This is a genomic window from Streptomyces sp. NPDC001750 (assembly GCF_042892615.1).
In the GTDB taxonomy this organism is placed as follows: Bacteria; Actinomycetota; Actinomycetes; order Streptomycetales; family Streptomycetaceae; genus Streptomyces.
In genome coordinates, this window is the sequence record NZ_JBIAUE010000024.1 from 1 (window position 1) to 13,832 (window position 13,832).

General features: G+C 71.1%; 13 protein-coding genes. All 13 read right to left on the bottom strand.

Features of this window, described 5'->3' with window-relative positions:
- The coding region (locus ACFYY6_RS29490) for a condensation domain-containing protein (protein WP_389196493.1) at positions 1-2,373 on the bottom strand (2,373 nt) is incomplete at its 3' end.
- 96 nt (positions 2,374-2,469) lie between these two features.
- Entirely contained in the window at positions 2,470-2,688 is a 219-nt protein-coding gene (locus ACFYY6_RS29495) for an MbtH family NRPS accessory protein (protein WP_351524391.1), read from the bottom strand.
- Positions 2,689-3,048: 360 nt separating this feature from the next.
- Positions 3,049-5,337, bottom strand: a complete 2,289-nt coding sequence (locus tag ACFYY6_RS29500) for an MMPL family transporter (protein WP_389196495.1) — start codon at positions 5,335-5,337, stop codon at positions 3,049-3,051.
- Between the two features lie 204 nt (positions 5,338-5,541).
- On the bottom strand, positions 5,542-5,811 hold the full coding sequence (locus ACFYY6_RS29505; RefSeq protein WP_351524393.1) for a hypothetical protein: 270 nt from the start codon (positions 5,809-5,811) through the stop codon (positions 5,542-5,544).
- Positions 5,808-6,122: a winged helix-turn-helix domain-containing protein gene (locus tag ACFYY6_RS29510; RefSeq protein WP_351524394.1), complete on the bottom strand. Its 315-nt coding sequence runs from the start codon at positions 6,120-6,122 to the stop codon at positions 5,808-5,810. The genes ACFYY6_RS29505 and ACFYY6_RS29510 overlap by 4 nt, the downstream gene beginning before the upstream one ends.
- Before the next feature lie 128 nt (positions 6,123-6,250).
- Positions 6,251-6,820: a VTT domain-containing protein gene (locus ACFYY6_RS29515; protein WP_351524395.1), complete on the bottom strand. Its 570-nt coding sequence runs from the start codon at positions 6,818-6,820 to the stop codon at positions 6,251-6,253.
- Between the two features lie 199 nt (positions 6,821-7,019).
- Positions 7,020-7,763: an alpha/beta fold hydrolase gene (locus ACFYY6_RS29520; protein WP_351524396.1), complete on the bottom strand. Its 744-nt coding sequence runs from the start codon at positions 7,761-7,763 to the stop codon at positions 7,020-7,022.
- Entirely contained in the window at positions 7,760-8,578 is an 819-nt protein-coding gene (locus ACFYY6_RS29525; RefSeq protein WP_351524397.1) for a 4'-phosphopantetheinyl transferase superfamily protein, read from the bottom strand. Before ACFYY6_RS29525 ends, ACFYY6_RS29520 begins: the two co-directional genes overlap by 4 nt.
- Positions 8,575-10,566 carry an acyl-CoA dehydrogenase gene (locus ACFYY6_RS29530; RefSeq protein ID WP_389196497.1) on the bottom strand — a complete coding sequence of 664 codons (1,992 nt, stop codon included), beginning with the start codon at positions 10,564-10,566 and terminating at the stop codon, positions 8,575-8,577. The genes ACFYY6_RS29525 and ACFYY6_RS29530 overlap by 4 nt, the downstream gene beginning before the upstream one ends.
- A complete protein-coding gene (locus tag ACFYY6_RS29535) occupies positions 10,563-10,883 on the bottom strand; it encodes a hypothetical protein (RefSeq protein ID WP_351524399.1) in 321 nt (106 codons plus the stop codon). Before ACFYY6_RS29535 ends, ACFYY6_RS29530 begins: the two co-directional genes overlap by 4 nt.
- A 259-nt stretch (positions 10,884-11,142) precedes the next feature.
- Entirely contained in the window at positions 11,143-12,360 is a 1,218-nt protein-coding gene (locus tag ACFYY6_RS29540; protein WP_351631506.1) for a PQQ-binding-like beta-propeller repeat protein, read from the bottom strand.
- A gap of 297 nt (positions 12,361-12,657) precedes the next feature.
- Positions 12,658-12,885 carry a helix-turn-helix transcriptional regulator gene (locus ACFYY6_RS29545; protein WP_351524401.1) on the bottom strand — a complete coding sequence of 76 codons (228 nt, stop codon included), beginning with the start codon at positions 12,883-12,885 and terminating at the stop codon, positions 12,658-12,660.
- Entirely contained in the window at positions 12,882-13,508 is a 627-nt protein-coding gene (locus ACFYY6_RS29550) for a DUF2975 domain-containing protein (RefSeq protein ID WP_388652037.1), read from the bottom strand. The genes ACFYY6_RS29545 and ACFYY6_RS29550 overlap by 4 nt, the downstream gene beginning before the upstream one ends.
- Positions 13,509-13,832 lie beyond the last annotated feature (324 nt).

The window sequence follows — 13,832 nt, forward strand, 5'->3', positions numbered from 1 at the left end:
CAACGCCGGAGCATCCAACCCCAACCGCGCAACCCACGGACCCAACTCCCCAAACTCCAACCGCTCCCCCGCGAACACCACATACCGCAACCCCAGACGCCCCACCCGCTCATCCCCCGCACCCGCCGCCGAAACCAACGCACGGAACGCCGACGGCGTCTGACTCAACACCGTCACACCCCGCTCCACCAACAAATCCAGAAAATCCTCCGGCGACCGCGCCACATCCCGACCCACCACCACCAACGTGCCCCCGAACAACAAGGCACCCCACATCTCGAACACCGACACATCAAACGCATACGAATGAAACAACGACCACACATCCGAAGCACCGAACGAGAAACACTCCCGCGCCGCCCCCAACAAACGCACCACATTGGCATGGCACAACACCACACCCTTCGGACGCCCCGTCGAACCCGACGTATAAATCACATACACCGCATGACCCGGACCCGACACCGACACCAGATCACCCGAACCGAACCCCGACAGATCCTCCCGGTCCAACACCACCGACTCACCCTCGAAGACCTGCCCCAGCAGCTCCTCCTGGCCGGTGGTGGTGACGACGATGCGTACACCCGCGTCGGCGAGCACATGGCCGAGCCGCTCGGCGGGGTGGGCGGTGTCGAGGGGGACGTATCCGGCGCCGGACTTGAGGACGCCGAGCAGCGCCGGGATCAGGTCCGGGCCACGCTCCAGACAGACCCCCACCAACGACTCCGCCCCCACCCCCGAAGCCCGCAACCGCCGCGCCAGCCGATTCGCCCGCGCATTGACCTCCGCATACGACAACGACACCTCGCCCGCCACCACCGCCACCGCGTCCGGCGTACGCGCCACCTGCTCCTCGAACAACTCGTGCACCGTCCGCGTCACGGGTCGTGAGAACCGGGGACCGGCGGTGACCAGGGCGCGTTCGGCGGCGTCGAGTACGTCGAGGCGGGACAGCGGGGTGGTCTCGTCCTCGACGGCCTGCTGGAGCAGCCGTACGAAGTGCCGGCTCATGCGCAGCACGGTGTCCCGCTCGAACAGCGAGGTCGCGTAGACGAGCTGGCCGTGGAAGGTGCCGTCGGGCGCGGAGTTGATCTGGAGTTCCAGATCACACTTGGCGACGGAGCCGGTCGCGGTGTGCGGCTCGATGGTCAGGCCCGGCAGTTCGACACGTTCGCCGCCGCGCTCGTGGAGGGTGAACGCCACCTGGTAGAGCGGGGTGCGGGACAGGTCGCGTTCGGGCTGGAGCTCGTCGACCAGACGGGCGAACGGCACGGACTGGTGGTCGTACGCCTCGACGAGGTGGTCACGGGCCTGCTCGATCAGCTCGGCGAAACGCGGGTTGCCACGCCAACTGCTCCGCATCACCAGGTTGTTGATGCCGTATCCGATGAGCCCCTGGAGTTCGGGGCGGGTGCGGCCGGAGGCCACGGTCCCGACGGCGATGTCGCTCCGGTCGGTGTAGCGGGCGAGCAGTGCCTGGAAGGCGGGGAGCAGTACCGCGAAGGGGGTGGTGTTGTGGCGCAGCGCCAGCTTGTGGATCTTCTCGGAGAGTCCGTCGGGGAGGACGAAGGAGACGTCGGCGCCCTCGTGGTCGCGGTGCGCCGGACGGGGGCGGTCGGCCGGCAGGTCGAGCGGGCCGATCCCGGCCAGCCGCTCGCGCCAGTACGTCAGGTGTTCGGCGAGGGCGCCGTCGGCCTCCTGGGCGCGCTGCCATGCGGCGTAGTCCGCGTACTGCACCGGCAGCTCGGGCAGCGGCGCCTCGCGCCCGGCGGCGAGCGCCTCGTACAGCGCGCCGAGTTCGTTGATCAGTACGCGCGCCGACCAGGCGTCGAAGGCGATGTGGTGGACGACGACGCCCAGGACGTGGTCATCGTCCGCGAGCTTCAGGAGCCGGGCCCGCACGGGCCACTCCCGCTCCAGGTCGAAGGGGGTGCGGGCATCCTCGGCGACCCGTGCGTCCGCACGCCGTCCGCGCTCTCCGCCGGGGACGTCGCGCTGCTCGTCCACGGGCAGGCCGACGGTCCGCGGCGGGTCGATGATCTGGGCCGGTTCCCCGTCGGTGAGGGTGTAGCGGGTGCGCAGGATCTCGTGGCGTGCGAGCAGCACGTTCCAGGCGCGCTCCAGGACGGCGACGTCGAGCGTGCCGCGTATCCGGAAGGCGAGCGGCACCAGGTATTCGGCGCTGTCGGGATCCAGCCGGTTGAGGAACCACATCTGCTGCTGTCCGAACGACAGCCGCAGCGGGCCCGACCGATCGGCGAGGGCGATGCCCCGGCGGCGGGCCCGCGAACGCCCACCGCCGAGCCTGTGCCGGAGGAGTTTCTCCTGAAGGGCGTCGACGTCGGTCTTCTTCTGCTTTTCGACGCTCATCTCTTCCAGTCCTCCTGCTGCCGCCGCTGTTGAGTAATCCGGGGATTCCGACTTCTCGTCGGTCAGTTCGCGCAGTCGTGCCGGAACGGCGTTCCGTCAGTTCGCCGCGGCCTGCTCCATGCGGCGGCGCAGGCTCAGCGGCCGCATGTCCGTCCACACCTCACCGATGTGCGCGAGGCATTCCGACCGCTTTCCCTCGGTGCCCTCGGCGCGCCATCCGGCAGGAATTTCCCGGTCCGCCCACCAAATGGAGTACTGCTCCTCGTCATTGACCACGACACGGTAGATCTGGTCGTCGTCCAGCTCGTCAGCCATGTGAATTCCTTTGTCGAGAAACCGTCGATCAGTGGGAGTTCTGGCATTCCTCACATCTGCTCGACCAGCTTTCTCGCCGACCCGATAGTCCGTCTATACCGAAGCTATCCACGGTGTCCGGCGGAGAGATGACGTTGGTCCGACGGCCGGGGCCGCCGCTCTGGCACGACGGGTCAATGACGCCGAAGGCCCGTCGGACCGGGCCCGATCGGAGTCGGGTCCCGGGCCGACGGGCCTCGGTGGCGGGGCCGGGCGCCCCGTGCCGGATGGTGCGCCGGCCCACCGCACGGCGAGCCGCCGCCGGTGTGCCGATCAGCCGGTCGTCGGTCAGTGTTGGTCCGGGCCGACTCCGGTGTTCCGTCAGTCGATGTGCGCGTGCTCCGGGCTGCCGGCCGCGTGCGGTGCGGGCCGGGCCGCGGACGGGGCGGGCACGGGTTCCGGGCGCTCACCCTTGCCGGGCAGCCATTCCAGCCAGCGTGGCAGGGTCCAGGCGCGTTCACCGAGCAGTGCCACGGCCGCGGGGAGCAGGACGCCTCGGACGAGGGTGGCGTCGATGAGGATGGCCACCGCCATGCCCACGCCCATCATCTTGTTCTCTATGGCGGAGAGGGTGATGAAGACCGAGAACACCGCGGTCATGATGACGGCCGCGCTGGTGACGACGCCCGCGCTGGCGGCGATGCCGCCGACGACGGCCTCGCGCGGGCCGGCACCGGCCAGCCTGCGCTCTCTGATGCGGCTGAGGATGAAGATGTGGTAGTCCATGCTCAGCCCGAACAGGACGACGAACATGAACAGCGGCAGCCAGCCGGCGACGCCTCCGTACGGGGTGAAGCCCAGCAGCGAGCTGAAGGCACCGTCCTGGAACACCCAGGTCAGCACGCCGTAGGCGGCCCCCATCGAGAGCAGGTTGAGGACGATGGAGATCAGCGGGATGGCCACGGAACGGAAGACCACCAGCAGCAGGCCGAGCGCCAGCAGGAGGACGAATCCGATGACGATCGCCGCCCGTCCGCCGAGCTGTTCCTTGAAGTCCTCGGCGAAGGCGGTCCGGCCGCCCACGGCGAAGCCGACGCCGTCGACGGTGCCGAGGGTTCGGGGCAGGGCGACCTCGCGCAGTGTCTCCAGGGCGTCGTTGGACACTTCGTCGGTGCCGGTGCCGGCCAGCGGCACCCGCACCACGAGGACGTCGTCGACCCGGACCGTGGAGACGGGGCCGTACAACTGACCGCCGCTGTCGGCGATCCGCTCGCGCAGCTTGTCGACCGCGTCCAGCACCTCTGGGGTGTCCGGCCGGCCGCCGTCCTTGTTCCACACGGCGACGCGCGCGGGGGTCGGGGCCCCGGGGAAGGACTCCTGCATGCGGATCGCGGCGTCCACGGTGGGCGCGCTGCGCGGCAGGCTGTTGACGACGGCTGCGTCCTGGAGGCGCATGTCGGTCATCGGGACGGCCATCGCGAGCAGGACCAGCACCGCGGCGCCGCCCCACACCTTCGGGCGCCGGACGACGGCCCGTGCCAGCTTCTGCCAGCCGCGGGACTCGACGATGGTGGTGCGCCGCTTGCCGAGCCACGGGATGCGGCCCTTGTCGATGCGGTGGCCGAGCGTGGCGAGCAGGGCCGGCAGGACCGTCACGGAGGCGAGCATGGCGAGGCCGACCACGAGGGCGGTGCCGAGGGTGAGGCCGCGGAAGACGTCGAGGCCGCTGAAGAGGAGGCCGCAGACGCACACGATGACGGTGAGGCCGGAGACGGCGACGACGTGCCCGGAGGTGCGTGAGGCGATGTGCAGCGACTCGGCGACGCCGCGCCCCGCGGCCCGTTCCTCGCGTTCCCGCCGCAGGTAGAACAGGGAGTAGTCGACGCTGACCGCGACGCCGATGAGCAGGATCATCGAGGTGACGGCGCTGTTGACGGCGACCCACCGTTCGAGGACGGCCAGCAGGCCGAAGGTGCCCGCGACGGTGGTGGCGGCCAGCAGCAGCGGAATGGAGGCGGCGACGAGGGCACCGAAGACGACCAGCAGGATGACGAGGGTGATGGGCAGCGAGGTGGTCTCCGCGCCGGCGAAGTCCTCCTTGATGGCGTCGTCGACGGCCCGGGACAGACTCACATCACCCGCCTGGACGACGCGTACGTCCTTGTGGCGTTCGGCGACGGTGTCCACGGCTTTCACGACGGCGTCGAAATGCGGGGTCATCTGCTCGTTCGGTCCGGCCACGAAAAAGGTGACCAGTCCGGACCGCCCGTCGGCCGAGATCTGCCGTTCGGTGCCGGGATTCATCGGGGTGCGTAATCCGGTGACCGCCCCGGGAGTCTTGTTGATCTCGGCCACCAGATCGTCGGCGGCCTCGACGAGTGCGGGATTGTCCAGGAATTTCCCGCCGCCGCCGTCGAGCGGCTGGATGAGCACGTTCTCCAGGATCGGCTCATAGTTCTTCTGCGCGTTCAGAACGCGCTTGACGACGCCGGATTCACGCGGGTCGTCGGTGTCGGCACCGGGGCCGGAGACCAGGGCACTGCCGAGTACGGCGACGACCACGAGGGCCAGCCAGCCGCCGATCGCCAGGGCGCGGTGCCGGATGGACCAGCCGGCGATCCGCTCGACGATCGCGCCCTCCCCCTTGCGGCGACGGCCACTTCGCGCCATATCTGGGGTTTCGGGCGCCGTGGGGGCTAACGAAGTGGTGTCCGTCTGGCCGCTCTGCGTACGACGCCGTCTGCTTCTGCGCAGCATGAACTAAAGTCCTCCCTTGAAGGAGCGATCCGGTGAAAACTCGCCATCGGCGAGGGCGTTGCTTCTTCATCACCGGGCCGTCGAGTTGCCGCTCGACAGCCCGGTCCCGTTTTCCGGCTACTCGACCTCCTTGAGGATCCGCTCCACAGAACGCATGCGGGTCCGGATGTCCTCAAGGCTGCTGTCGATCCCGGCCAGCTGCTTTTCGATGACATCCTGGTTGCGGATCGCCTTCTCGGCGAGGGTCCGGTATTCGTAATCGCGCGCCAAGATCGCCCGGGCCCGCCAGGTGGCGGCCATGTGCCAGACGACGATGGTGACCACCACAATAACCATGCCGAAAATACCGACGGCGCCTACGACTTCCTGCCAGCCGTGGTAAGTCATGACGGGGGTCCTTTCTCACCGTCCTGCTGGACGGCTTCGTGCGAGCTGAATTTCAGCACCGCAGCCGCAATTGTTTCCGGTGTCAGGTGAAGCACGAAGGGCGTCACTTCGTAGAACTTCATCGCCTTCCCGTCACTCGAGATTTCCAGCTGTGCCGACACCAGACCGGCGGTCTCCAGCTTTCTCAGATGGGCCTGCAGCAGAGCCCGGCTGATTCCCAGCTCCCGAGCCAACTGACTCACGTAGTTGCGCCGGTGGGACAGGGCGGCCACCACCCGCAGACGGTGCGGGTTGGCCAGCGTGGCCAGCACGTGTACCAGTTCGTCCCCGTCGTGCGAAGGGATCCTCACAGCATCACACCGAACATGCCACGAGACGTTAGCAGGTGCCGAAATCCATTTCCAACCGATCCGATCACGCACATCCCCCGCCAACTCCCTCACTGCACCGTTCTCTTGGAATGGCGACCGCCCCACCGCTGCACGGCCACGGTGACCCCGGCGAGCAGGAATGAGACCGCCGGTCCGATGAGCAGCGCCGTCGGCCCGCCGTCCGTGACGAACCGTCCGCCCAGATACCCGAGCCCGACCGTGTACGAGACGAACAGAGCCTCCGCGATCCCCGCGCCGAGCAGATACCTGCGGACGGGATAGCCGACCACTCCGGCGGTGAGCCCGCCCACGCCGCGCCCGGTGGGCACGAACCGCATGGCTATCACCGACGGCACTCCGTAGCGCCGCGACCGGTCGGAGACCCACTCCAGCATCGACCGCCGCCGGGCGTTGCGCGACAGCCAGTCGTGCGCGCGCCCGCTCGCCCTGCGCCCCAGCCAGAAGACCGCGAGATCGCCCAGGATCGCACTGGTCAGAGGTAAGAGGACCAGGAGGGGCAGGTTCAGGCTGCCCGCCGCGGCCAGCGCGCCCGCCCCGGCCAGCACGGCCGAGTTGGGCACCATGGGCGGCGCGGTGACCACGACGACCAGCGCGTAGAACCAGTACGCCCAGTCCATGCCGACCAGCTCCCTCGGGGTCTCCTCGCGTCATCACCTGCATACAAACGCTGGCAGGTGCAACGCCGACGTGCAACGCACGGCGGATGACACCAGGGGCATCTGCGAGCAATCCCCTAGGGGATGCGGAGCGACGGCCTCAGGGAGCCCCCGGAGAGAGCGCGACGGACCCGTCAGAACGCGTCGATTGGCCTTTCTATCAAGGGAGTTGGCCGAGTTCATCGGCGAGGAGGGCGGCCAGCCGGGGCAGTGATTCGTCGAAGTAGAAGTGCCCTCCCGCGACGGTGTGCACCCTGGCGCCACCAATGGCGTAGTCCTTCCACAGGCCGAGGTCGGCGGGGGTGACCGAGGGATCGTCCACGCCCCCGATCGCGACCAGTGGGCAGGTCAGCGGGGCGCCCGGCGCGTAGCGGTACTGCTCGATCAGCCGCAGGTCCCCGGAGAGCACGGGGTAGGCGACCTGCCACAGGTCCTCGTCGGCCTCCAGGGCCCGGGCGCCCTCGCCCCCGAGTTCACGGAGGTACGCCCGCACCTCGTCCTCCTCGAACGTCAGGCCGCGGGGTCTGCGTTCGCCGGGTGCCTTGCATGCGGAGACGAGGAGCGCGGCCAGCGGCGAGGGGAAGCGCGGCCGGAGACGGCGGGCCGCCTCGAAAGCCACGACGGCGCCCATGCTGTGCCCGAAGAACGCGGTGGGCCGGTCGAAGGGCGTGTCGATGGCCGCCACGATCTCCTCCGCGAGTCCGGTGAGCGAACCGGGCGCCGGGTCGTCGTAGCGGTCCTGCCGCCCGGGGTACTGGACGGCGACCAGCTCGACCGACTCCGGCAGCAGCCGCGCCCAGCCGTGGAAGGCGCTGGCGGCTCCCCCGGCGTGCGGAAAGCAGTAGAGCCGCGTGCGGGCCCGGGGGCGCGGCAGGAACCGCCGGAAGGGACTCTCCCGCGTCATCGGGCGCTCCCGCCGCCGCTCGGCCCGGGTACGGCCATCGCGCCGTGGGCCTCGTTCCCCGTCCGCCGGAAGGGGACGCCCCGCACGACGACGGGGCCGGGCCGGTCCGCCCGTCTGGCGAGCGCGGCGACGAGTCCGGGGGCCAGCTCCGGTTCGTCGACGAGCCAGTGGGAGCGGTCGTCGCGCTCGATGTGCTCGACGCGCACCGGTCCCTGCTCGGCGACGCGCACGTCCAGGCGGCTGAGGTCGGTGGCGATGCCGACGCCGACCGCCTTCAGCACGGCCTCCTTGCGCGTCCAGGCGCGGAGGAAGAGTTCCCGCCGGGTGTCGCCGTGTCCGGCGGCCCGGATCCGGTCGCGCTCGCCGACGGAGAGCACGAGACCGGAGAGCACCAGGCCGGACAGGGCGTCCGCGTCGAGGTCGCCCCGGCTCTCGATGTCGAGCCCGATGTGTCCGGCGGCGGTCACGGCGAGGGCCCAGTGCGGCCCCGAGCGGGAGAGGCTGAACTCCATTCCGGTGGCGGGCGAGAGGACCCGGGGGCGGCCGTGCCTCCCGTCCTCGCAGCGCGGGCAGGGATGCCGTCCGAACCGGATCGCCTCGGGCGGCCCGCCGAGGTAGTGATCGGCCAGGACCCTGCGCAGCGAGGCGTGCGCGTGGGCGTAGTGGGAGCGTACGGCGGCACGTCTGCTGTGGACGAGCCGGAGTTCCTCGTCGTCGAGCACGGCCAGGTCGGCGGGGTCCGGGGTGTGCGGCGCGCGGCCGTGCCAGATGTGGACGGCGCCGGTCACCGCGAGTCGGCCGCTGCTGTCTTTCATGGTCGGGTGGCTCCGTTTCCGTGAGGGGCGGGTGGTTCACCGGAGCGGCACCGCCCGGCGGGCATCCCGGCCGCCCGGGAGCCGCGGGTCCCGGCGGGCGCACGGGTCCGGTCGGACGTGCGTGTCGGATCGCCGCATGTGCGGCTCCCGGGGCCGGGCACGCGGGTCCCGGGGTCGGACGTGCGGGTCCCGGCGAGCGGGCCGCCGGTGAGATCGAGGCCGAGGTGATCCTCGCACCGGTGGACGAGTTCGCCGTGGAGCCGGTGCCGGACCCGCGCGGACAGCGGGGACGGGCCGAGCCCCAGCCGGTCGGCGAGCCGGTGCAGGGCCGCGGTCACCCAGACCGGATCGGCGGTGAATCCGGGTTGCGGAACCTGCCAGGCCGTCCGCCAGAGGCCCAGGCAGGCGGCGGCCGCCAGCAGGTGCGTCCAGCGGTCGGCGAGCACGTGGGCGCGCCGGTCGGTGGCAGGCGCGCCCGTCCTGTACTCGTACCCGTGGTCGTGCACCTGCCCGGGCCCGGACGGCGGGAGGGACCGGGCCAGACCGGCCAGCCGGCGCAGTTCTGCCGTCAACGGTCCGGTGAGGGCGAGGAGTTCGGGTGCCGTGGCGGGTTGCCGCGCCAGCGCGTGATGGATGGCCGGGAGTACGCCGGTGAGGCCGTCCGCCGCGCCGGTGACGGTGCCGAGCCGGGCAAAGTCCAGGCGTGGCAGCGGCCTGCCGGGGCTCAGGAGGCGGGTGAGCACGTCGTCCCGGTCACCGGGCGGTGCCGCGGGCCGTTCCAGGGCCGGCAGCCACGCGTGCTCGGCCAGCACGGGCAGCCGGGGCACGATCCTCGCCGGGCCGGTGGCCCGCGTGGCCATGGGGGCGAGGGTGATGCCCAGCAGGTCGCGTGCCGCCTTCCGGAAGACGGCATGGAGGCCTTCTTCCGGGCAGCCGTCCACGCCGAGCAGTGACGACAGCCGGTGCGAGACTCCTCGGAGCAGCCTGGGCACCAGGTGCCGCACCGCAGCGGACCGTACGCCGCTCTCGGCGGGCAGCAGATGCGGCGAGCGCGCGGCAACCGTCGTCAGGGCGTCGCAGACGAGCAGCTCCGCGAAGGCACCGGCCAAGATGTCGCGGGCGTGGTGCGGGGTCGCGACGGACCGGTCCCGATCAGGCCGTTCCCGGACGATCGCGACGGCGGTGCGCAGCTGGGTGTCCGCGATGCCGACGGCCATGCCGGGGAGGGCGGTGTCGATGATCGGACAGGTGCGCAGCTCGGTCTCATGAGCGCTGTCGGGTTCGCCGAGCACGCTGTCGGCGGGCACCGGGCAGTCGCGGAACTCGATGGCGCCCAGTGACAGTCCGCGCTGTCCGGCGGTGGTGAACCGGAGATCGCGGGCGGCCCGGTCCCAGGGCAGGTGTTCCAGGTCCACCAGCAGATGGGAGTGGGTGGGCGTGCCGGTGCGGTGGCCGGTGCGGGCGAGCAGGACGGCGGCCTCGGCCCGTTCGGCGTTGCCGACGAGCGGTCCGCCCCCGTTGAGGACGAGCCGTCCCGCGCTCGGCGCGGCGGACAGGCGGGCCGCGGCCGGTTCGTCGGGGTCGAGTTCCGGGACCCCGGCGCAGATGCGTTCCTCGGCGAGGAGGATGCGGGCGGCCCGGCGCTGCTGGCCCGGCGTGCCCGCCGCCCAGACCGCCAGTCCGGCGACGAAGCTGGACGCGCCGTAGCCGAGACCGAGGGTGCCGTCGCGACGGAAGACGCCGCGCATCAGCTGGACGAGTTCGTCGACCTGGTCGAAGCGCCCGCCCAGGTGCCGGGGTACGAATTCGGCGTTCAGCCCGAACAGGCGCAGCACGCGCTCGCCCGCGGCGAGCGGCACCCCGCGCTCGTCGGCGTCGATCACCGCCGAGTGCCCGAGCGGGTTGCGGGGGTCACGCGGATCTCCGAGGAGTCGTTCCAGTTCGGCGATCCGCCGGGTGACGGGCGTCGTCCGGCCGCGGGTCGTCACGACTCCCCCGGGGCGGCCGACCGGCGGTTGGGCGGGAGCGACAGCGACCGTCCGGTGCGGTACCGACCATGTCCGCCGGACGCGGTGGGGTACGCGGCCGACTCGTGGAGCGGGCGCTCGCCGCCGTGCTCGCGGTCGGTGGCGACGTGGCCGGTGACTGTGCAGCCGGTGCCGGTGCCTTCCGCGACGCGCGCGGCCGAATGCCCCGCACGGTCGCGGGCCGGGGCCGCCGAAAGCTGATGCCGACGGTCGCGCGGGTCGCCTGGGCTCCGCTCCAGTCGGTCGGTCACGTCCGGCGTGCTGTTCGTGGAGTCCACGGCCAACTCCGGTGCGTAGAGAGGGGGGAGAAGAGGCCGCCGCCCGCAGCAGCCGTCCGACGGCCCCGGTGCGGTCTCCTCCCAGCGTGGATTCCCCGGCTATAGACCCGCTATACCGCCGCACCGCCTCCCCGCACCCGCTCGGCGGGCTGGGCGGAGGGCCGGGAACGGTTCATGGAACCAAGTGCCCTCCCGGCCCCGGGCCGCCGACGGAGGCCCCGGAACCACCGGTGGTCCGGGACCGTTCCGCGCGGCGGTGTCACACGGCCGGCAGGGCGGTCAGCTTCTTCGCGTGCAGGGCCGCCAGCCGCTTGCCCCGGGCCGCCAGGTACCACTTCTGGATGTCGCCGCTGCCGTCGTTGTACGTCCAGCGCAGTTTTCCGCTCGCGGCGTCGAAGGCGTGGATGCCGCCGTCCTCGTCGAACTCGGTCGCCCCGTAGAGGGTGCCGCCGACCTTGGCGAACTGCCAGGGGTAGGCGACGTCCAGGAGGTCGGTGTTGTGCCAGATCTTCTTCCCCGTCGCGGGGTCGGCCGCCCACAGGCCGTGGGTGCTGTCGGAGGCGTAGAGAACGCCGTCCAGGACCGCCGGGTCGTTGAACCGGCTGAACTCCTCGGAGGCAAGCGACCAGCGTTCCTTGCCGCCGGCCAGCTCGAAGGCGCGCAGCCGGCGCCCGTCGGCGACGATGACCAGGTCGTCGTGGACGGCGAACTTGCGGTTGTTGGACCGGCCGATCTTCTTCGTCCAGATCTGCCGTCCGGTCCTGGTGTCCCGGACGGTGAGGTTCTCACGGAAGTCGGTGTAGACGAGTCGGCCGCCGACGGCCACGGCGGTGATGCCGGTCTCCTCCGTGCCGTGGTCGCGCTGCTCGCGCCAGGCGACCTTGCCGGACGAGGTGTCGATCGCGGCGACCACGTTGTCCGGCGTCCTGAAGTCCTTGTCCAGGATGCCCCCGGTGACGTAGACGTGGTCGTCGTCCACGGCGATCGGCCGGGGCTGCGCGTACTGGCTGCCCAGGCGGCTGCGCCAGGTCTCCTTGCCCGTGGCGGGATCCAGGCCGACGACGTTCCCGTCGTACTCGGCGCTGGCGAGGTAGAGCGTGCCGGAGTCCAGGAGCAGCGCGGCTCCGGGGGTGGTGACGCCCTTGCGGGACCAGACCTCCTTGCCGGTGGCCAGATCACGTGCCACCAGGGGGTCGCCGGACACGATGACCAGGTCGCCCACCACGGCGAGCGCGTCATCTCCGGCCAGGCTGTTGTTGGCCGCCGGGGCCTGCCAGAGGGCCCGGGGGCCGGTGCCTGCCGGAGGGGTGGTGAAGGTGTCCTTGTTCCCGCCCGCTCCGGGTTCCCGCGTGGCACCACCGCCGCCGGATTCGTCCTCCGGTCCGCATCCCCACGCACCCGCCCCGAGCAGCGCCAGTCCCAGGCCCTTGCCCGCGAGGCTCATCACCCGGCGGCGTGACACGTCGTCTCGGCTCATGGTCTCGTTCCCCGTCTCCTGCGAAGTCCGTGTCCGGTGTGCCTGATGTGGCGCCCGGAGCCGGATCAGAGTAACCAGCGAATTTCGGCCACTTGAGCGGACGGGACGCGACCGGGACAGCCCTGTGACTCGTTCGTCACGGCGAAACGAAACGAGGGAGCGAGCGCCGGGGGCGCCGCCGGCCTGCGCGGGCCCGGATGTACGGCGCCCCGGAAGCCGGGTCCGGCCCCGGATGTACGGCGCCGGACGCACGGCATCCAGTGCCGTGACCGGCACTCCGTACAACGGGACCGGCCGTCACTCGTCCCGGTAACCGAGCAGGTCGCCCGGCTGGCAGCGCAGCTCGCGACAGAGCGCGGTGAGCGTGCTGAAGCGGATCGCCTTGGCGCGGTCGTTCTTCAGTACGGAGAGATTGACGACGGACACCCCGACCCGGGCCGCCAGCTGGGTCAGCGTCATCCCGCGCTCGGCCAGCAACCGGTCCAGGTGGACCTCGATGCCGTGCTCCGGCGACGGGCCCGTCACACCAGCCCCTCCGTGTCGTCGCGCAGCCGGGCGCCCCGCCGGATGACCTCGGCGACGGCGGCGATCAGGAGCGCGAGCAGCAGGTACGGGAAGGAGTAGGTGACGGAGAACGGAACCAGGTCCTCGGACCCGGTGCCCCGCAGGAGCAGGCCGGTCGTGACGGCGTCGAGCAGCGGCGCGAGGACGCTCATGAGGAACACCGTGACCGCGATGGCGTGGAGCCCGCGGACGTTCCGCGTGGTGAACTCCTCGCCGCCGCGCAGGCTCCGGGCCATTCGGAGCAACAAACCGAGTATCACGATCAGCAGCACACTGCCGACGATCTCGGGCAGCGCGAGCAGCAGTCGCTGCCCGAAGGCGGGGTGGGCGAAGACGAGTTCGGCCTGATCGGTACCGATGACGGACGGCCCGTCACCACCCGGCGTCACGTGCGGGGCCGGTCCCCGCTCTTCGAGCCGCACTTCCCGGTCCGTGATCGGGTCGAGGACGCCGACCACCCCGAGGAGCGGTATGAGCACACCGAACAGACCGACCAGGCCCAGCGCCAGCGCGCAGCCCAGCTCCAGTGCCCGCTGGTCACCCCGGCTCCACCACGACTTCGTGCCCACGAACAGCACCCCCATATCGTTTATCGTTATTATCGAATAACGATAAACCAGTGGCGACACCTCAGGCACAGGCACCCCGGACACACGAGCGCCCCCGGGTGCACAGACATACGGACACGACGGCGGCCTGCCGGGCATGCCCCGCCCGGCGCGGCCCGCCCGGCCACGGGCCTCGACCTGCGGGCCCCGGCCGTCGCGGCGGCCCGCGAAAAACCAGGAGCCATCGCGACGCCACCGCTGTTAAGCTCATGGCGACGTTGTTCGTGTATCGAGGAGACCAGACATGGCAGGGGACGACGACATCTCGGGGTGAGATCCCGCTCCGACAGGCCACCGGCC